Here is an 18585-nt window from a genome sequence, read left to right on the forward strand (position 1 = left end):
GGAAAGTCTTGCAAGAGGGGCGCCAAGTCGCAACAACAAGTCGCACAAGAGTGCGATTGGGCTGGCCCCTGCCTTGCAGGCGTGTCGCCAGAGAATGTGAGGAGACGCGGCATCATGAGCGACGCAAAGCCGATCTGGATCAGGGATCCCCTGGCCATCCTCGCCGACAGCGCCGAGCGCGGGATCGTGGTGAAAGACGGCCGCATCATCGAGATCGTCCCGGCCGGCGGCACGCCCGCGACCGCGGATGCCGTGGTATTCGACGCCGGCGAGCATGTCGTGCTGCCGGGCCTCATCAACACGCATCATCATTTCTACCAAACGCTGACGCGGGCATTGCCGGCGGCGATGGATCGCGAGCTGTTTCCCTGGCTCCAGGCGCTGTACCCGGTGTGGGCGAAGCTGACGCCGGAATCGCTCGAGCTCGGCGTCACGGTGGCGATGTCCGAGCTGCTGCTCTCGGGTTGCACCACCACGACGGATCATCACTACGTATTCCCGGCGGGGCTCGAGGAGTCCGTCGATATCGAGGTTGCGGTTGCAAGACGGCTCGGTGTTCGTGTGCTGCTCACGCGCGGCTCCATGAACCTGTCGCAGCGCGACGGCGGCTTGCCGCCGGACAGCGTTGTGCAGGACGAGGACACGATTCTCGCCGACAGTACGCGGGTGGTCGCCAAGTATCACCAGCGCGGTGCGGATGCGATGGTGCAGATCGCGCTGGCGCCATGCTCGCCCTTTTCGGTAACGACGTCGTTGATGCGCGCCACCGCCGATCTCGCCGGGAAGCTCGACGTGCGTCTGCACACCCATCTGGCGGAGACCGAGGACGAGAACAGGTTTTGCCAGCAGATGTATGGCTGCCGTCCGCTCGACTATCTCGAACAGTGCGGCTGGCTCAATGCGCGGACCTGGCTCGCCCACGGCATCTTCTTCAACGCCGACGAGATCAAGCGTCTCGGCAAGGCGAAGACGACCATCAGCCATTGTGCCTGTAGCAACCAGCTCCTGGCGTCGGGCTGCTGTCCGGTATGCGAGATGGAGGAGGCCGGCGTTGGCATCGGGATCGGTGTCGACGGCTCGGCCTCGAACGACGGATCGAACCTGATGCAGGAGGTGCGGGCGGCCTTCCTGCTGCAACGGGCGCGCTACGGCGTAACGAAGGTCAGCCACAAGGATGCGCTGCGCTGGGCTACCAGGGGATCGGCGGCCTGTGTCGGCCGTCCGGAGCTCGGCGAGATCGCCGTCGGCAAGGCGGCCGATCTGGCGCTGTTCAAGCTCGACGAACTGCGCTTCTCCGGCCATGGCGACCCACTGGCCGCGCTGGTGCTGTGCGGGGCGCAGCGGGCGGATCGGGTGATGGTGGCAGGAAAATGGGCCGTGGTCGACGGCGCGATCCCGGGACTGGACGTCGCTGACCTCATCCGCCGCCACAGTTCCGCGGCGCGGGCGATGCAGGCGGGATAGGGGCGGAATAAAAAGAGGGGGCAACCACAAGTGCCGGGTGCTTGTGGCTACCCCCTCCGAACCTCCTCCGGGAGGAGCAGGTGTTTTCAGCAATGCAAGAAGCGTGCTACTTGCCCGGCAGCTTGTCGTCGATGCCCTTGACGTAGAAATTCATGCCGAGGATCTGGCCGTCAGCAAGATTGGCGCCGCCCTTGCACTCGACCTCCTTGCCGTCCTGCCCAATGACCGGGCACTTGAACGGGTGGAGTTTGCCCGCCGTGATCGCGGCCTGGGCATCCTCGGCGATCTTCTTCACGTCGTCAGGCATGTTGGTATAGGGCGCCATCGCGAACATGTGGCTGTCGAGGCCGCCCCAGGTGTCCTCTGACTTCCAGGTGCCGGCGAGCTCCGCCTTGACGCGTTCGATGTAGTAGGGGCCCCAGGTGTCGAGGATCGAGGTCAATTGGGTCTTCGGTCCGAACTTGATCATCTCGGAATCCTGGCCGAAGGCGAGCTTGCCGCGTTCGCTGGCGATCTGCATCGCTGCCGGCGAATCCGTGTGCTGCATGATGACGTCGGCGCCCTGGTCGATCAGCGCCTTGGCGGCGTCGGCTTCCTTGCCCGGGTCGAACCAGGTGTTGGCCCAGATGATCTTGACCTTGATGTTCGGGTTGATGGTCTGTGCCGCGAGGATCGTCGCGTTGATGCCGGAGACGACCTCGGGGATCGGGAACGAGCCGATATAGCCGAGCACACCGGACTTCGACATCTTGGCCGCGATCAGGCCCTGGATGTAGCGGCCCTGGTACCACTTGGCCGAATAGGTCGACATGTTCTTGTCGCGCTTGTAGCCGGTGGAATGCTCGAAATGCACGTTCGGATACTTCTTCGCGACCTTTAGCGTCGGATCCATGTAGCCGAACGAGGTGGTGAAGATCAGCTTGTTGCCGGCGCGGACGAGCTGCTCGATGGCGCGTTCGGCGTCGGGACCTTCAGGCACGTTCTCGAGATAGGTGGTCTCGATCTTGTCGCCCAATTCCTTCACCAGCGCCTGGCGCCCGACATCGTGCTGGTAGGTCCACCCGAGGTCTCCGATCGGGCCCAAATAGATGAAACCGACTTTCAGCTTGTCGGCGGCGGAGGCTGCACTGACGCTTCCGGCAAGTAAAAGCCCTGCAGCCAGCACAAGAAGTGTTTTCCTCATCATCAATCTCCAAACAGTCGGGGAAAGCCACGATCCGCAACATGCGCGCCCCATCGCGCACGCCGCGGAAATGAAACGTTAGCGGTCAGGCACGAACACGGTGCCGAGCGCGGCCGGCGCGGTCGAGCCGCCGGTGCGCGCACGGGAGAGCAGGACCAGGACGATGACGGTCGCGAGATAAGGCAGCGCCGACATGAACTGCGAGGGAATGCCGACGCCCCAGCCTTGCGCGTGCAGTTGCAGGATCGTCACCGCGCCGAACAGGTAAGCGCCGACGACGAGCCGGCCCGGCCGCCACGACGAGAACACCACCAGCGCCAGCGCGATCCAGCCGCGGCCTGCGGTCATGCCGGGAATGAAGAACGGTGTATAGGCGAGCGGAAGATAGGCGCCGGCAAGCCCGGCGCAGGCGCCGCCGAACATCACGGCGAAGGTGCGGATGCGCAGCACGGGATAGCCGAGCGCATGCGCGGAGACGTGATTATCGCCGCAGGCGCGCAGGATCAGCCCCGGCCGGGTGCGGTACAGGAACCACCAGACGCCGACGATCAGTGCCAGCGAGAAATAGACGAAGGCGTCCTCGCCGAACAGCACGCGGCCGATCAGCGGGATGTCGGTGAGGCCGGGAATGTAGAGATGCACCGCAGGCGTGATGCGTTCGCCGACGAAGCCGGCACCGATCAGGCCGGAGAGTCCGACGCCCAGGATGGTCAGTGCGAGCCCCGTCGCAACCTGGTTGACGGCGAGCCCAAGCGCCATCAGCGCGAAGATCAGCGACATCAGCGTGCCCGCGACGATGCCGAACAGCGCGCCGACGAAGATCGAGCCGGTCAGCCACGCGCCGGCGAAGCCGCAGGCCGCGCCGACGATCATCATGCCCTCGACGCCGAGATTGAGCACGCCGGAGCGTTCGGTCACGAGCTCGCCGGTCGCCGCGATCAGCAACGGCGTCGACGCGGCGAGCACCGCCAGGATGATGGCTTCAACCAGTTCCACCGGCCACCTGACGGTTCGGGAAGACCAGCTTGAAGCGGTAGAGGATGAGGGAATCGCAGGCGAGCACGTAGAACAGCAGGATGCCCTGAAATACCTTGGTGACGTCCAACGGGATCTTCATCGCGATCTGCGCCTGCTCGCCGCCGATAAAGGTCAACGCGAGAAAAAGGCCTGCAATTAATATTCCAAGCGGGTTCAACCGGCCGAGGAAGGCAACGATGATCGCGGTAAAACCGTAGCCCGGCGAAATGCCGGGCTGGAGATGGCCCACGGGACCCGCGACCTCGATGATGCCGGCAAGACCTGCGAGCGCGCCCGACACCGCGAAGGTCAGGATGATCAGCTGGTTGGCGTTGAAGCCGCCGAACCGTGCGGCGCGGGGCGCAGCGCCGACCACGCGGATCTCAAATCCCTTGATGGTTCGCCCGAGCAGGATCGCCGCTGCCGCGACGACCAGCAGCGCGATGATCGAACCGAGATGCAGCCGGCCACCTTCGATCAGCAGGGGCACGGTTGCGACCGGATCGAATTCTGCCGTGGTCGGAAAGTTGAAGCCGTGCGGATCGCGCCAGGGCCCGCGCACGAGATAGTCGAGGAAGAGGTCGGCGACATAGACCAGCATCAGGCTGGTCAGGATTTCGCTGGCGCCGAACTTCACCTTGCAGATCGCGGGGATCAGCGCATAGAGCGCGCCTGCGGCTGCCGCGAGCACGAACATCGCCGGCAGCACCCAGGCACCGGCATCGGTGCCTTGAGTCTTCACCGCGATCCAGCTTCCGGCGACGGCGCCGATCAGGAATTGCCCCTCGGCGCCGATGTTCCAGGCATTGGCGAGGTAGCAGAGCGACAGCCCGATCGCGATCATCACCAGCGGCGTCGCCTTCACCGCGATCTCCTGGAGCGAATAGCCGTCGGTCAAGGGCGCGATGAAATAGGCATGCAGGGCCAGAAGCGGATTCTTGCCGAGGATCGCGAACAGGATGGTCATGGTCACGATCGTCAAGCCGATCGCGATCAGCGGCGAGACCAGCGCGATCGTGTTGGAGCGTTCGGACCGCTTCTCAAGCACCAACTGCATGCGCGGCCTCCTTCGGCTCCAGGCTGCTGCCGCCCATCAGAAGGCCGAGCTTCTCGCGGGTCGCTTCGCTGGTCGCGAGCGGTGCCGACAGCCGGCCGTGGAACATCACGGCGATGCGGTCAGCGATCTCGGCGAGCTCGTCGAGGTCTTGGCTGGTCACGAGCACGGCGGCGCCTGCGGTTGCCAGATCGAGCAGCGCCTGGCGGATGACCGCGGCGGCACCGGCGTCGACGCCCCAGGTCGGCTGGCTCACCACCAGCACCGCCGGGTTGCGCAGGATCTCGCGGCCGACGATGAATTTCTGCAGATTGCCGCCCGACAGGGATGCTGCTTCCGGATCGCGCTTGGCCTTGCGGACGTCGAAGGTTTCGGTCGCGCGGTCCACGGTCTTCAGCGTGGCCGCGGTGTCGATGAAGCCATGATTGACCATGCCGCTGGCGGCGTGCCCGGTGAGCAGCGCGTTCTCCGACAGCTTCATGCGCGGCGCGGTGCCGTGGCCGAGACGTTCCTCGGGAACGAAGGCGGCACCCAGCTTGCGCCGCTGCGTGATCGAGAGATGGCCGGCGGCGATGCCTTCGATCACCACCGTGCCGGGGTCCTTGGACAGGCGCTCGCCGGAGAGCGCGGCGAACAGCTCGTCCTGGCCGTTGCCGGCGACGCCGGCGATGCCCAGAATCTCGCCGCCCTTCAGCTCGAACGCGATGTGCTCGAGCCGCACGCCGTGCGCTTCGCTAGGCGCGAGCGAGAGATCGTTGACGACTAGCCGCGGCACCGTGATCTGCCGGCCGGCCGCAGCTTTCACCTCCTTGATCTCAGCGCCCACCATCATGCGCGCGAGCGAGGCCGCGGTCTCGAGTCTCGGATTGCAGGTTTGCACCTTCTTGCCGCCGCGCAGGATCGTGGCGGTGTCGCAGAGCCGCTTCACCTCGTCGAGCTTGTGGCTGATGTAGAGAATGGCGCGGCCTTCGGCTTTGAGCCGCTCCAGCACGATGAAGAGCTGATCGGCCTCCTGCGGCGTCAGCACGGCCGTAGGCTCGTCCAGGATCAGGAATTTGGGGTCCTGCATCAGCGCGCGGACGATCTCGATGCGCTGGCGCTCGCCGACCGACAATTGCCAGACCTCGCGCCTGGGATCGAGCGGCAGTCCATAGGTCTTCGACACCTGCTCCAGCCGCGCCGACATGTCCTTGAAGGACTCTTTGCCGTCGAGCCCGAGCGCGACGTTCTCGGCGACGGTGAGATTGTCGAACAGCGAAAAATGCTGGAACACCATGCCGATGCCGCGACTGCGCGCCTCCGACGGGCCCGACAGCAAGATCGGCTCGCCCTGCCAGCGAATCTCGCCGGCACTGGGCTGGATCAGCCCGTAGATCGCCTTGACCAGCGTCGACTTGCCGGCGCCGTTCTCGCCGAGCAGGGCGTGGATTTCCTTCGGCCAGATGTCGATGTCGATGGAGTCGTTGGCGAGGAAATCACCATAGCGCTTGGTGAGTCCGATCGTCCTCAGCAGAGGGGACTCGCCGGAATGCAGGCCGCTAGGCGTCGGATCTAACATTCGCTGATGCGCTTGCATGGGGTGAAGTGCCTCAATTGTGGGCCAGTTTGAACCGGCGCGTAAGGTGTGAAAAAGCGTCATCCCTTGCTCAACGCTTCGGCAGGTGGGCAGGCATCGCGAGTCGTCCTTCTCACCGGGGGCCGGTCGCTCCCCACTGCACTCCGGACAGCCGTCGCGGCCGCGTCTCGGGAGCAACGTCTGTTGCAAATTTGTGACGGTCCAAGCCAATTCGGAACCCGCTATGCAGGCCTGACGTGAAGTTGAGCAAACTCGCACCATCACGCGTATGCAATGACGGACCGCAATGACGATCGTCGCGGACGATCGTGTCCGTGCCGTTTGATCGACGCAAAAGACGAACGAAATCAAACGGGGATGTTCAGCAATAGCCGTCGTCGCCTTGCCGCTTGCACCTGAGGGCAACGCGAAAAAACCTCGAAATCCCGCGGCGAAGTGCCGCCCGCTGCCGAAACAAGCGGCATGCCTTGAAAAAAGTTGAGGCTTCTCACTCCGGGAGATCGGCGCAAGTGTCGCACCCAAGGGACGTTCATTTTTACGTGTCCAAACTTGGGGGTATTCAGGATGTCGTTTCGTTTCAGGGCAATTGCAGCGGCGGCGCTGTCACTTGCTACGCTCGCCACCGTTGGCCTGGCTCAGGCAGCAGATTTGCCCGTCAAGGCCGCGAAGAAGGCGGCTGATCTCCCGTTTTTCCTGGTGATCGACAACCGCGTCACGTTCTCCTGGATGCCCAAGGGCACCGACCCCGGCATGTGGAGCGTCCGTCCCGACGGCAGCATCAACGGCACCACCGCCAAGCAGGTCTACTCCTTCACCCATTTCGACCTCTGGGCCTACGGCACCAACTTCTTCACCATCTCGATGTTCAAGTCGGGTCATAACGACCCTGCCAGCCCTTGCGTCGCGCCGGGCGTGAACATCGGCGGCACCGCCAGCGACTGCGCGGGTGCGACCGAGATCTACGGCCTGTTCCGCTCGACCTTCGGCTGGAACGAGATCTTCAACACCAAGGCCTTCACCATGGGGCCKCTGCACAACATCTCGTTCGAAGTCGGCATGGATGCCAACACCGAGAACAACTTCCTGGCGCCCGCCAAGCGCGACGTTGTCGCCGGTCTGCAGTTCGCCTTCGACCTTCCCTACAAGGGCTACATCAACGTCGCGCCCTTGGTGTACTACGAGTTCCTGAACCACAATGCCTTCACCCAGTGCGGCCTGTTTGGACCGGGCTTGCCGGGCGTCACCTGTAACTCGGACGGCAACGTCAGCTACAAGCCGACCTGGGCCGTCGAAATCAACTACTACATGGACCTCGGCTTCCTGCCGCCGAACATGCAGTTCTGGTCGATCAGCGGCCGCGCCGGCTGGTATGGAGCGAAGGGCGACTCGAACGGCCTTCCCGCACTCTCCGGCCCTGGCCGGTTCTCTACTGCTTCCAAGGTCGAGTTGAACAGCGAACCGATCCGATTGACCTTCGACGCTTCGAAGGCCGCTTGGGGTGACAAGTACTCGCACTTCGTCGATCTCTGGGTCGCCTACCGCTACTGGCAGAACAAGTTCGGCCTCGACCACAACGCCATGCCCGGCGTCTGCACCATCGCCGCGACTGGCCAAAGCACCAACAGCTGCACCGAATCCACGGTCTACGGCGGTGTCACTGTGAAGTTCTGATCGATCGAGGTCTCCAAGCTACAGCAATGGCGCCGCGCATGTCCCGCGGCGCCATTGGCGTTTGTGAACGTGTAGGGTGTAGGGTGGGCAAAGGCGCAATGCGCCGTGCCCACCATCTCTGCAGACGGTCGGCTATTGGTGGGCACGCTTCGCTTTGCCCGCCCTACGCGTCTGAATTCTTGGAGCGCGCCTACCTCGTCCAGACGCCGTCGTGCAGCGCTTCGGCCTCGTCTTCGAGCAGCGGCCCGACCACCTCCGTCGGCCGCTGGCCGCTGGCAAAGACCTCGCGGCAGGGCAGGTCGAGGGTCGGGTTCTCCGGGTGGTTGCCGGTGACGCCGCGCAGGCGGTGTTCGCTGAGGCCGTAGACCACGCGGCCGATGCCCGCCCAGTAGATCGCGCCGGCGCACATCGCGCAGGGCTCGGCGGAGGAATAGAGCGTCGATCCGGCGAGCGCTTCGCGGCTCAGCGTACGGCAGGCCTGCGTTGCCGCGAGGCGCTCGGCATGCGCGGTGCCGTCATGATCCGGCATGTAGCCGTTCTCGGTCTCGATCAGCACCTTGCCGGCCGCATCGACGACGATGCAGCCGAAGGGATGATTGCCATGGGTGAGGGAACGGCGGGCAACCGCGAAGGACAGGCGCAGGAAGTGTTCGTCGCGTTCGGTTCCGCCGTCCATCAGGATGCGCTCAATGGCCCGCCATGTGCCGGCCGACCACGGTGAGATCGGCGTCGCTGGTCCGTGCTTCATACACGAATTCACCGTGGAACATCACCACCAGCCGATCGGAGAGTTCGAGCAGTTCGTCGAGGTCCTCACTAACCAGCAGTACCGCCGCGCCGCGGTTGCGCGCGGCCATGATCTCGGCGTGGATCTGCGCCACCGCCGCGAAGTCGAGGCCGAAGCAGGGATTGGCCGCTATCAGCACCTCGACGTCGCCGCCAAGCTCGCGCGCCAGCACAGCGCGCTGGACGTTGCCGCCTGACAGCGCCGAGATCGGCGTATCCGGCGTGCGGGTCTTGATCTTGTACTGCCCGATCTTCTTCTTCGCGTCGTCGCGGAAGGCGCTGCGGTTGAGCCACCAGCCGCCGCTGGCAAAGGGCGCGCGATCGAACTCGCGGAAGGCGATGTTGTCGGCGACGCTCATGCCGCCGACACAGGCGTTCTTCAGCGGCTCCTCGGGCAGCAGCGACATTTTGTGGCGCCGCATCTGCTCGCGTCTGGCGTGATAGGGGTCACCAGCGACGCGGATCTCGCCACTCTCGGCCTCGCGCTGGCCGGCCAGCACTTCGACGAGCTGGCGCTGGCCGTTGCCGGAGACGCCGGCAATGCCGACGATCTCGCCGGCGCGCACCGTGAGCGAGACGCCATGCACGGCGACCGCGCCGGCATCGTCGAGCGCGCGGATCTTGCTCAGTTCCAGCTTGGCCGGGCCGGCTTCGCCGGTGCGGGGCGGCTGGATCGTCAACTCCTCGGCGCCGATCATGGTGCGTGCCATCGCGTCCGGCGTGAGTTCCGCGACCTTGCCGGCGCCGGCGAGCTTGCCGCGGCGCAGGATGGTGACGTCGTCGGCGAACGCCATGACCTCGCGGAACTTGTGGGTGATCATCAGGATGGTCAGCTCGCCTCTGACGACCATGTCGCGGAGCATGCCGAGCACCTCGTCGGCCTCCGCCGGCGTCAGCACCGAGGTCGGTTCGTCCAGGATCAGGAAGCGGCGCTTCAGATAGAGCTGTTTGAGGATCTCGCATTTCTGCCGTTCTCCGGCCGAGATGTCGGAGACTTTTGCAGAGAGCGGCACCTTGAACGGCATCCGCGCCAGGAACGCCTCGAGCTCTTTCATCTCCTTCGACCAGTCCACGACAGCCGGCACGTCGTCGCGGGCGAGCACCAGGTTCTCGGCGACCGTCATGGCCGGCACCAGCGTAAAATGTTGGTAGACCATGCCGAGGCCGAGCGCGTGAGCGTCCTTCGGATTGCCGATCGCCTGCTCGCGCCCGCCGACGATGATGTCGCCCTCGGTCGCGTGATAGTAGCCCATGATGCACTTGACCAGCGTCGACTTGCCGGCGCCGTTCTCGCCGAGCAGCGCATGGAACGACCCCGGACGCACCTTCAACTCGACATTGTCCAGCGCCAGGAAGTCGCCGAAGCGCATGGTCATGGCGATGGCGTCGACGCCGAAGGCGCCCGACGGTGGTGGCGTCTCGCCGATGATCACGAAATCGCTCCGATGAAGGCCTCGGAGGTCGAGACCGCGCCGAATACGCCGCCCTGCATCTTGATCATCTTCAGCGCGTGGTCGTGATTGCTCCTGTCGGTCGCGCCGCAACAGTCGTGCAGCAGCACGCATTCGAAACCGCGATCGTTGGCCTCGCGCATTGTGGTGTGGACGCAGACGTCGGTGGTGATGCCGGTCAGCACGATGTTCTCGATGCCGCGCACGCGCAGGATCAGCTCCATGTCGGTGGCGCAGAACGAGCCCTTGCCGGGCTTGTCGATGATGGGCTCGCCGGGGAGTGGCGCCAGCTCAGGGATGATGTCCCAGCCGGGCTCGCCGCGCACCAGGATGCGGCCGCAAGGGCCGGGATCGCCGATCCCGGCGCCGATCTGCCGCGAGCGCCAGCGCTTGTTGGCGGGAAGATCGGACAGATCGGGGCGATGGCCCTCGCGGGTATGGATGATGTGAAAACCTTGGGCGCGCATCGCGGTGAGCAGCTTCTTGATCGGCTCGATCGGCGCCCGCGTCAAAGAGAGGTCATAGCCCATCTTGTCGACATAGCCGCCGACGCCGCAGAAATCGGTCTGCATGTCGATGATGACGAGCGCGGTATTCTCCGGACGGAGATCGCCATTATAGGGCCAGGCATAGGGCTCGGACTTGATGGTGCGCTCGGGCATGGACGACCTCGTTGCGTGCCGCGTGTTACCGTGTGATCGAGAGTTCGGCGGGCGCACCGGTCAGCGTCCGCTTCGGCGAGCAGGTGATGATCATGATCGCCAGCGTCAGGATATAGGGCGCGGCGTTGAAGAGGTGATAGCCGGAGGTGACGCCGACCGATTGCAGTGCCGGCCCGAGCGCTGCGGCGCCGCCAAAGGCGAGGGAAGCCCACAGGCAGAGCAGGGGATCCCAGCGGGCGAAGATCACGAGCGCCACGGCGGTGATGCCCTGGCCCGATGACAGGCCCTCGTTCCAGCTTCCCGGATAGAACAGCGACAGGAAGGAGCCGCCGATGCCGGCGAGGAAACCGCCGACCATGGTCGCTCGCAGGCGGATCAGCAGCACCGAGTAGCCCATGGCACGCGCGGCATCCGAGCTTTCACCGGCGGTGCGGATCAACAGACCCCAGCGCGTGGTGCGGAAGGCCCAGTACAGGATCGGGGCCAGCGCCATGCCGATCAGGAACATCACATTGATGCGTAGCGCCGCGCGAAGCTGCGGGATATCGCTCCACCAGCCGAAATCGATCGCGGGCAGCCGCGGCGCGGTCGGTTCGATCAGCGGCTTGCCGAGATAGAAGGCGAGCCCGGTGCCGAACAGCATCAAGGCGATGCCGACGGCAATGTCGTTGACGCGCGGCAGCGAACAGATGCCGGCATGCAGCGCGCCCAGCAGCGCGCCGGTGACACCGGCGGCAAGTACACCCAGCCATGGCGAGCCGGTGAGATAGGAGATGCCATACGCGCTCATCGCGCCCATCACCAGCGTGCCTTCAAGGCCAAGATTGATGCGGCCGGAGCGCTCGGTAATGCATTCGCCGAGACTCACGAACAGGAACGGCGTGGAGACGCGAATGGCGCCGCCGAGCACGGCGAGCGGAACGGTCCAGAGTCCGATCGATCCGTCTGCCATCTCAGGATTTTCCCTTCAAAAATCCGATGCGGCCATAGAGCGCATCGCTGGCCAGCACGAAGACGAAGATGATGCCCTGGAGCACCAGCACGGACGCGTCGGGCAATCCCAGGCGGCGCTGCAACAGGCCGCCGCTGGCGCTGATGCCACCCAGCAGGATCGCGACGGGGATGATGGCGAGCGGGTTTTGCCGCGCCAGGAAGGCGACGAGAATGCCGGTGAAGCCATAGCCGGCGGCGAGGTTGGCGTTGGTGCGCCCCTGCACGGCTGCAACCTCGACCATGCCCGCGAGGCCAGCGGCGCCGCCGGCGAGGAAGCAGATGGTCAGGATCAGCTTGCTGACGCCGAGGCCGACGATCTTCGCGGCGCGGATGTTGCCGCCGGCCACCCGCGCGGCGAAGCCGAACACGGTGTGATAGATCAGGATGTAGGCGGCAATCGCGGCGATCAGGCCGAAGACGAGGCCCCAATGCACGTCGGTGCCGGGGATGGAGCCGATCATGTTGGCGGCGCCGATCTCGCGCGTCGACGGCTTGTTGAGGCTCGCGGGATCCCGCATCGCGCCTTCGACGAGATGGTTGAGGACGGCGAGTGCGATGTAGACGAGCAGCAGGCTGGATATCGTCTCGTTGACGCCGCGGTACTGCCGCAGCGCGCCCGACAGCATGATCCAGAGGCCGCCGCCGATCACGCCGGCGCAGACCATGGCGATCTGGACGATGAGCGGCGGCATGCCCTGGAGCGCCAGCGCCGCACTCGTCGCCGTCAGCGCTCCGATCAGGAGCGCACCTTCGCCGCCGATGATGACCATGCCGAGCTGCGCGGGCAGCGCGGTGCAGAGCGCGGTGAGGATCAGCGGCGCAGCACGCGTCAGCGTGTTCTGCCAGGAGAACCAGGTGCCGAAGGCGCCGTAGTACATATAGAAATAGAGATCGAGCGGGTTCTTGCCGAACATCGCGACGAAGATGCCGAAGACCACGAGCGCGCCGGCCAGCGCCGCGCCCGGGATCAGGATATACTCAATTGTCGCGCCGTGGCGCTGGAGAAATCCCGGATCGGCGGCCGGGGCAATCGCCCCGACCGCCTCAGTGGGATCCGCCGCTTCCGTTGTCACGAAGTCGCTCCGATCACGCCCTCCACGAGATAGTCCATCTTCTCCAGTTCGGGATCCTTCTGGCCGCGATCGGTGCCTGCCGCGATCACCGTCTTGCCCTTGTTGTCGACCAGCCCTCCCTTGAAGATGGCGTAGCCTTCCGCGGACAGGAATTTGGCCTTGACGTCGTCGGCATGCTTGCGCGCCTCGGCYGAGACCGCCTCGCCATAGGGCGAGGTCTTGACGATCTCTTCCTTGAGGCCGCCGCGATAGAAATTCGGGATGCTCTCGCCGGCGCCGATCATCTTGACGAATTTCGGATAGAGCGCTTCCCAGTTCCATTCGGCGCCTGTGAGATAGGCCTTCGGCGCGAGTGGCGACTGGTTGACGTGGTAGCCGCAGACAAACGCGCCCCGGCGCGCAGCGTTCTCGACCATGGTCTTCGGACCGTCGACATGACAGGTGAGCACATCGACGCCCTGGTCGATCAGGCTGTTGGTCGCTTCGGCTTCCTTGACCGGCATCGACCAGTCGCCGGTGAAGATCACCTGCGTGGTGGCCTTGGGATTGGCGAGCTTGGCGCCGAGCGCAAAGGCATTGATGTTGCGCAGCACCTGCGGGATCGGCTTCGCGGCGACGAAGCCGAGCTTGCCGCTCTTGGAAGTATAGCCGGCGACGATGCCCGAGATGTACTGGGCCTCGTCGATATAGCCAAAATAGCTGCCGGCGTTCTTTGGATCCTTGTCCGACCAGAGGCCGCCGCAGTGCTCGAAGCGCAGCTTCGGGTACTTGTTGGCCATCTTGATCATGTGCGGATTGTAGTAGCCGAACGAGGTCGGGAAGAGCAGGGCGGCGCCGTCGAGATTGATCATGGACTCGATCGTCTTCTCGACCGCGTCCGTCTCCGGCACCTTCTCTTCCTCGACGACCTTGAGGCCGGGAATCTTCTTCAGCGCTGCGGCGCCCTGCGCATGCGCCTGATTGTAGCCGTAGTCATCGCGCGAGCCGACATAGATGAAACCGATGGTCGTCTCGGCCGCGAAAGCCGGGCGGGCGCCGACCGCCGCCCCGAGGGTGAGGGCTGCGCTGCCTTGCAACAAATGCCGTCGTGAAATCCTGCCAAAATCCATTGGTTGCTCCCTTGGCGGGTGAACCGCCTTAATCTCGCGGCTGCGCCGGTCTGGCGGAGCCCGGAACAAGATGTCGCAATCTTCGTGCCAGAGGCTACGAAGCAGTCATTCCGATTTAAGCTATTGAAATATAATTATTATATAGAGATCAAGAATCTTGATTAGGAAATCAGCAGATTAAAGCGTGGGCAGCATTTCCTGATTGTATGCAATCGAGTTAAGCAGTCTTAACCGCTCACGCATGTGCATGACGAGGGCTGGACGATCTGCCGGCTACCCGCATTCATGCTAACCACGCGCCGGTCCGAGGGGGCGCTGGCCTCGTGATTTGCTGGCACCGAACTTGTATCGATTGTAGCCGGGCCGCCGCTGCCGCGGCCCTAGAGGAAAGCTCGCCGAGATGGATGCTCGTAACGCCGTTCAGAAGGGGTCGCTCGGCGAAGAGATCGTGCGTCGGATCAATGAGCTTGGTGGAATCTCGGAAGACGCCGACAAGCTGACCCGCATCTATCTCAGCAAGGAATTGCGCAAAGCTGCGGACCTCATTCTGAGCTGGATGCGCGAGGCCGGCATGAGCGCGCACCTCGATGCGATCGGCAATGTCTGCGGCCGCTACGAAGGCGAGCGGCCGGGGGCGCCCTGCCTGATGCTCGGTTCACACTACGACACCGTGCGCGACGCCGGAAAGTGGGATGGGCCGCTGGGCGTGATCACGGCGATCTCCTGCGTCGCCGATCTCAACCGTCGCGGTAAGCGCCTGCCGTTTGCCATTGAGGTGATCGGTTTTGCCGACGAGGAGGGGGTGCGCTTCGCCTCGACCTTGCTCGGCAGCCGCGCGGTGGCAGGCACGTTTGATGAGAGCGTCCTGGCTGCGCGCGACCGGGACGGCGTCGCGATGCGCGATGCGCTCGTGCAATTCGGCCTCGATCCCGATCATGTGGGGGCGGCCGCGCGGGCACGGCGCGAGCTGCTGGCCTATCTCGAGCTGCATATCGAGCAGGGACCGGTGCTGGAGGCACAGAGCCTGCCCGTCGGCGTGGTCACCGCAATCGCGGGCGCCACGCGGCTCGCGGCACGGCTGACCGGCATGGCCGGTCATGCCGGCACGGTTCCGATGGCGCTCCGGCGCGACGCGCTCGCCGGCGCGGCCGAGTGCATCGGTGCAATCGAGCAGTTCTGCCGGACCGACCAGAGCGGGCTGGTCGGTACCGTCGGCTATATCCACGCCAAGCCCGGCGCGACCAACGTCATTCCGGGCGAGGTGTCGTTCACGATCGACATGCGCGCGCCGACCGACATGCACCGCAAGCGTGCGGTCGCCGACGTCGTCAGGCAGATCGAGGCAATCGCAAAACGCCGCCAATTGGCACTCCAGCTCGACGTCACCCATGAGAACCGCACCGCGCCCTGTGCGCCCTGGTTCAAGGAGCAGATCGCGCAGGCGATCGCCAGGGAAGGCTTTTCCGTGTTCGAACTACCGAGCGGGGCCGGGCACGACGGCATGGCGATGATCGACATCGCAGATGTCGGCATGATCTTCGTCCGCTGCCGCGGCGGCATCAGCCATCACCCGGACGAGCACGTGGAGCTGGCAGACGCCGACGCCGGCGCACGTGTGCTGCTCGGGGTGGTCGAGAATTTCAGGCCGCGGGAGGTCCGGGCCGGCGCGGATTGAAGATGCCTCCCGTCAGGAGCCCGCAAGTCACCGGGTAGAGATACGAATCAGACACCATTAGAATGGTGACTGCCATCACCGGGATCACCAGACATTCGCCGATTGACGCATATGAACAGCGACATCTCCTTTCCATCGCATCGTGAGAACCGATTTTACCAGGGTAGGGCTGCGACCTTTGTCGCCAACGCCCTTCAGGCGGTCAATTTTCTCGGTGATCGATTCCTGCGACAATCGCATCATTCGTTGTCGGCGATCGAGGACCTTTACCGTCATTCGATGGACAGTGCGTTTTCGGTGACGGAGTCCTTCCTGGTCACGGGCGCGCCGCATGCCTCAGCCTATTACCCGCGCGATTTCGCCTGGTTCTACCCTGATGTCCTCGACCCCGAAACCATCATGGATGCGCAGGACGCGGTGCGTCGGGCTCGGTTGCTCGAAAAGAGCGTCCGTCTCTTACTAGAAGCGGTTCGTGCCGACGTCGTCACGACGACCATTGTTCCTGCGGGACGCGGACGGTATCTCGGCGTGAACTACTTCTCGCGCCCATCGGACACGCTGCTCGGCATTCTCGYCGGTCTCCAGCAAATGCTCTCTGCCGAGGAGAGGGCATCGTCCTATCTGGCGATGTCGCAATGCGCGCATGCCGGCCGCCTGTTGCTGGCCGAATACGGCGCCGATCTGAAGCGCGCGATCCTGAAGCTCGCAAGCGAGCTCGAGTCGTTCGACGCTGACGGCACCAGATATTTGCTATGCGACGCCAGCGGGCCCCGCTCGGCGGCAACGGACACGCGGGCCGAGCGCCGGCGTTTCGTCACCAATGCCTGCGTCTACACAACGTTTGTTTGGGGCGTGCAGCTCGGGATCGTCGGCGAGAGCGAGCTGAAGCGGCTGCTCGGACGCGAGCTTGCGCAGTACAAGAGAGACCTGCTCCGTTTGTTCGGCAAGGACGGCTATATCAGGCATTCGCTTGACGGCCCGGCGGGTGCACCGGTGTCCTTGGTGGCCCTGGATTTCGTCAGCGTGCATCGCGGCTTCTGGGATATGAACGATGCCAGCGAGCGTGCGCTGTTTGCGACTACGACGGATCTGGTCATCGCGGAGCCGCGCTTCCGCATCCCCAGCACGTTTCACTTCCTGGTCTCCGCGGATAATCCACGGAACAAGATGATCCACAAGATCGCGGCGCCGGCCTATCAGGGGCGTTCGTCGTGGCCGACGTTCAATGTCGAATTCGCCGATCGCATGCTGGATTTTGATGAAGCCTCAGGGAGCGATATCTATCGGGCCTGCGCCCAGGGGATCTTGAAGGACATTCGGACCGCGACTGAGGTCCACGGCGGATATCAAGAACTGCTATCGGAACAGGGCCTGAAGTACCGCACCTGGGCCTACAAGGGCGCCGTGGCGCACTCCTGGTTTCCGCGCTTCCTGTCGGTCTGGAGCAGGGCGTTCGGAACGCCCTTGCTCCATTGGAACGGCTGACCGGCGGACGCTATCCCGCCGTCACGTCCACCAGCTCGCCGCCGTCGAGCACCTTGGCTGCCTTGGCGCGGTCGAGGTCGCCTTCCCAGGCGGCGACCACGACGGTCGCGACGCAATTGCCGGTGAGGTTGCCGACCGCGCGGGCCATGCCGATGAACCAGTCGACCGACAGAACCAGCACGAGGCCGATCGCAGGGATGCTCGGCACCGCGTTCAGCGTCGCCGCCAGGATCACGATCGCCGAGCCAGGCACGCCATGCGCGCCCTTTGAGGTGATCAGGGAGACGCCGAGCACGAGCAGGAGATCGCCGAAGGACAGCGGCGTGTTGGTCGCCTGCGCGATGAAGACGACGGCGAGCGTGAGGTAGATCGAGAAGGCGTCGAGGTTGAAGGAATAGCCGGTCGGGATGACGAGGCCGACCACGGAATCCTTCACGCCCATACGCTCCAGCTTCTTCATGATCTGGGGCAGCACCGCGTCGGAAGAAGCGGTCGCGAGCACGATGGTCAGCTCCTCGCGCAGGTAGGCGAGGAATTTGAGGATGTTGATTCCGGCCAGCGCCATCACGCCGCCGAGCACGCCGAGCACGAAGATGCCGACCGAGACATAGAACAGCATCACCAGCGAGACCAGCTGCTTCAGCGAGCCGACGCCGTATTTGCCGACCGTGTAGGCGACCGCACCGAGCACGCCAAGTGGAGCAACTCGAACAATAAGCCCCATGACCCGGAACAGCACGGTAGAGGCGGCGTCGATGATCGAGGTGACGAGCTTGCCCTTTTCGCCGCCGACCAGCGCGAGGCCGACGCCGAACAGGACCGCGAAGAACAGCACCTGGAGGACGTCGTTGCGCGACAACGCGTCGAAGGAGGTGGTCGGGATCACGTTGAGCAGGAAGGACCCGATTCCGCCGCCCTGAAGCTTGTGGGCGTTGTCGGCATAGGTGTTGAGTGCCTTGGCATCCAGCGTCGAGGGATCGATGTTCATGCCGTGGCCGGGACCGAAGATGTAGGCCAGGATGAGCCCGACCACGAGGGCCACCGTGGTCATCACCTCGAAATAAACCAGCGCCTTGACGCCGACCCGGCCGACCTTCTTGAGATCGCCGGCGCCGGCAATGCCGTGTACGACGACGCAGAACACGATCGGGGCCACGATCATCGAGATCAGCTTCAGGAAGGCGTCGCTGAGGATCTTGAGGCTGATAGCGAAGTCCGGCACGGCCACGCCGAGGATGATGCCGAGGATCAGCGCGGCGAGGACCTGGACGAACAGCGAGGTGTAGAGCGGCTTGCGCTCGGCGGCCGGGGCCGCGGCAATGGTCGACATGGTGACTCCCCCGTTTTGACGACGTCCTGATCGTCAAAAGGAGCAACAACCGTGCC

Annotated in this window: 15 protein-coding genes; 4 read left to right on the forward strand and 11 right to left on the reverse strand. The window is 64.4% G+C overall.

Annotated features, from left to right (window positions below; all coding sequences use genetic code 11):
- Window positions 1-114 precede the first annotated feature (114 nt).
- Window positions 115-1464, forward strand: coding sequence for an 8-oxoguanine deaminase (locus tag ACXJMY_RS31650; RefSeq protein ID WP_456623269.1), 1350 nt, complete (start codon window positions 115-117; stop codon window positions 1462-1464).
- A gap of 106 nt (window positions 1465-1570) precedes the next feature.
- Here ACXJMY_RS31650 and ACXJMY_RS31655 read toward each other — a convergent pair whose 3' ends face one another.
- From ACXJMY_RS31655 to ACXJMY_RS31670, 4 genes are all read right to left on the reverse strand, one after another.
- Window positions 1571-2647 (reverse strand): BMP family ABC transporter substrate-binding protein, encoded by a 1077-nt coding sequence (locus ACXJMY_RS31655; protein ID WP_456623270.1) that lies wholly within the window; start codon window positions 2645-2647, stop codon window positions 1571-1573.
- Between the two features lie 78 nt (window positions 2648-2725).
- Complete coding sequence (locus ACXJMY_RS31660) at window positions 2726-3643, reverse strand: ABC transporter permease (protein WP_456623271.1); 918 nt, start codon at window positions 3641-3643, stop codon at window positions 2726-2728.
- Complete coding sequence (locus ACXJMY_RS31665) at window positions 3630-4721, reverse strand: ABC transporter permease (protein ID WP_456623272.1); 1092 nt, start codon at window positions 4719-4721, stop codon at window positions 3630-3632. Before ACXJMY_RS31665 ends, ACXJMY_RS31660 begins: the two co-directional genes overlap by 14 nt.
- A complete protein-coding gene (locus ACXJMY_RS31670; protein WP_456623273.1) occupies window positions 4705-6276 on the reverse strand; it encodes an ABC transporter ATP-binding protein in 1572 nt (523 codons plus the stop codon). Before ACXJMY_RS31670 ends, ACXJMY_RS31665 begins: the two co-directional genes overlap by 17 nt.
- A gap of 582 nt (window positions 6277-6858) precedes the next feature.
- On the opposite strand from ACXJMY_RS31670, the gene ACXJMY_RS31675 reads away from it, so the two are divergent.
- Window positions 6859-7965: a hypothetical protein gene (locus ACXJMY_RS31675; protein WP_456623274.1), complete on the forward strand. Its 1107-nt coding sequence runs from the start codon at window positions 6859-6861 to the stop codon at window positions 7963-7965.
- 190 nt (window positions 7966-8155) lie between these two features.
- Here the strand turns inward: ACXJMY_RS31675 and ACXJMY_RS31680 are convergent, their stop codons facing one another.
- Genes ACXJMY_RS31680 through ACXJMY_RS31705 form a run of 6 tightly spaced genes read right to left on the reverse strand, consistent with a single transcriptional unit; the run spans window position 8156 to window position 14039 of the window.
- Complete coding sequence (locus tag ACXJMY_RS31680) at window positions 8156-8641, reverse strand: nucleoside deaminase (RefSeq protein ID WP_456623275.1); 486 nt, start codon at window positions 8639-8641, stop codon at window positions 8156-8158.
- A 10-nt stretch (window positions 8642-8651) separates the two neighbouring features.
- Window positions 8652-10184 (reverse strand): ABC transporter ATP-binding protein, encoded by a 1533-nt coding sequence (locus ACXJMY_RS31685; RefSeq protein WP_456623276.1) that lies wholly within the window; start codon window positions 10182-10184, stop codon window positions 8652-8654.
- Window positions 10181-10864 (reverse strand): biuret amidohydrolase, encoded by a 684-nt coding sequence (gene biuH / locus ACXJMY_RS31690; protein ID WP_456623277.1) that lies wholly within the window; start codon window positions 10862-10864, stop codon window positions 10181-10183. Before biuH ends, ACXJMY_RS31685 begins: the two co-directional genes overlap by 4 nt.
- A 25-nt stretch (window positions 10865-10889) precedes the next feature.
- Window positions 10890-11816, reverse strand: a complete 927-nt coding sequence (locus tag ACXJMY_RS31695) for an ABC transporter permease (RefSeq protein ID WP_456623278.1) — start codon at window positions 11814-11816, stop codon at window positions 10890-10892.
- A gap of 1 nt (window position 11817) precedes the next feature.
- Window positions 11818-12930, reverse strand: a complete 1113-nt coding sequence (locus ACXJMY_RS31700; RefSeq protein WP_456623279.1) for an ABC transporter permease — start codon at window positions 12928-12930, stop codon at window positions 11818-11820.
- Window positions 12927-14039 (reverse strand): BMP family ABC transporter substrate-binding protein, encoded by a 1113-nt coding sequence (locus ACXJMY_RS31705; RefSeq protein WP_456623280.1) that lies wholly within the window; start codon window positions 14037-14039, stop codon window positions 12927-12929. The genes ACXJMY_RS31700 and ACXJMY_RS31705 overlap by 4 nt, the downstream gene beginning before the upstream one ends.
- Window positions 14040-14439: 400 nt before the next feature.
- Between ACXJMY_RS31705 and ACXJMY_RS31710 the strand changes: the two genes are divergently transcribed.
- Both ACXJMY_RS31710 and ACXJMY_RS31715 read left to right on the forward strand, forming a co-directional pair.
- Complete coding sequence (locus tag ACXJMY_RS31710; RefSeq protein WP_456623281.1) at window positions 14440-15714, forward strand: allantoate amidohydrolase; 1275 nt, start codon at window positions 14440-14442, stop codon at window positions 15712-15714.
- Between the two features lie 111 nt (window positions 15715-15825).
- Window positions 15826-17199 carry a hypothetical protein gene (locus ACXJMY_RS31715; protein ID WP_456623282.1) on the forward strand — a complete coding sequence of 458 codons (1374 nt, stop codon included), beginning with the start codon at window positions 15826-15828 and terminating at the stop codon, window positions 17197-17199.
- 10 nt (window positions 17200-17209) lie between these two features.
- Here the strand turns inward: ACXJMY_RS31715 and ACXJMY_RS31720 are convergent, their stop codons facing one another.
- A complete protein-coding gene (locus ACXJMY_RS31720) occupies window positions 17210-18529 on the reverse strand; it encodes a dicarboxylate/amino acid:cation symporter (RefSeq protein ID WP_456623283.1) in 1320 nt (439 codons plus the stop codon).
- Between the last annotated feature and the right edge of the window lie 56 nt (window positions 18530-18585).

It is taken from the genome of Bradyrhizobium sp. P5_C12 (assembly GCF_054049735.1).